Origin of the sequence: Centipeda infelix ATCC 43532 (assembly GCF_000234095.1) — a bacterium.
Lineage (GTDB): Bacteria > Bacillota > Negativicutes > Selenomonadales > Selenomonadaceae > Centipeda > Centipeda infelix.
In genome coordinates this window covers 1-1199 of the sequence record NZ_JH376801.1, presented here as the reverse complement: position 1 = coordinate 1199, position 1199 = coordinate 1, and the positions used below count along the sequence as shown (strand labels likewise).

The 1199-nt window shown below is 48.4% G+C and carries 1 protein-coding gene; it reads right to left on the bottom strand.

Features of this window, described 5'->3' with window-relative positions; all coding sequences use genetic code 11:
• Positions 1 to 229: 229 nt before the first annotated feature.
• Positions 230 to 730 (bottom strand): replication/maintenance protein RepL, encoded by a 501-nt coding sequence (locus tag HMPREF9334_RS11240; protein WP_006693589.1) that lies wholly within the window; start codon positions 728 to 730, stop codon positions 230 to 232.
• Between the last annotated feature and the right edge of the window lie 469 nt (positions 731 to 1199).

The following is a 1199-nucleotide window of genomic DNA, read 5'->3' as shown; positions in this document are numbered from 1 at the left end:
TTTCTATGCGTTTTCGATGTGCACTTAGGAGTTTCTCGCAGCCGCGAAAAACTCGTGCACACCTTCGAGCAGAATTGCTCGAAGCTCACTTATGCATTTCAGAATCTGAAACGCCGTTCGCGCCCGATTGTATCGGGCGATTTTTGCCGCTCACCTTCGTTCGCTGATCCGCCGCGATGGGCGGATAAAAAAAATAGATCGGCGCACATCGGCGCCGATCGGATTCAAGTCAGCTTGCTTTTTGCTCTGCGAATACCTCGTATTGTTCTTCAGGAATGGCTGCGGAATCGTTCGAGCCGTCCCCTTCGGCTGCTGCGTCGTGATATTGCAGCAGCACGTTCATTCTTGCGTTCTTCCCGCCCTTGAATAATACGTCTGGGTTTACGCGATATGCGCCTTGATTGATGCGTTGCAAGAAGTTACTGTCGATTAGTGCTTGTAGTGTCCTCGATACCGTTTGATAGCTGATACCGCTTTTATCGGCTATCTGCCTCTGTGTCATTGGCAGAAGATTATTGCTGTCCAGATGGTCGAGAATCCAGAAAGCAAGGCGCGTTTTCTGGTTTCCGATAAGGTCGATACTGTTCAAAATATGACCGAGCCAGAGCTTATGAAAATTAGCGTCGCGCTCCTCAATGTCAATTACCTGCATTTCTCGCAGTTCTCCAGTATCCTGCTTGATATAAGTTTCTGTTCCTACTACCTTGACTTTCTTGCGGGTTACTGCCATTTGTTTTTCCTCCTTGCTTGATATTGATATGATAATATCATATCGAATTATATAAGTCAATCATACTCAATGTTATCAAAAATCATATCAAGATTTACCAAAAATCATATCAAGCAAAATAGCGATAAATTCAGTAATATCAAGGCATTACAGGTTTTTACCCCTTTTTTCACTCTTATCTTGTATTAGCGGCAGAATCATCGACCGCCACTTCAAGGGGTTTCGTGGGGGCTTTGCCCCCACCGCCCCCAGCAGGGAGCAAGCCCCCTGCACCCCTCGCTCGCCGCTAGGCAGGCGGTCGGGTTCACCCGACCGCGGGGCAAAAGCGTCCTGCTTTTATCACGGTGCAAGGGCAAGCCGCTACGCGGTCGCTGCGCGCCCCTTGCACCTTCATTACAGCAATACCCTTCAGACGCTCTCAGAGGCTCGCTATGACGTTTTTAATGCGCTCCCTTATACTGAACTATGG

What these genes read in the sequence shown, in the direction of transcription:
- HMPREF9334_RS11240 (WP_006693589.1), bottom strand. Translation starts at nt 730, where the DNA reads ATGGCAGTAACCCGCAAGAAAGTCAAGGTAGTAGGAACAGAAACTTAT.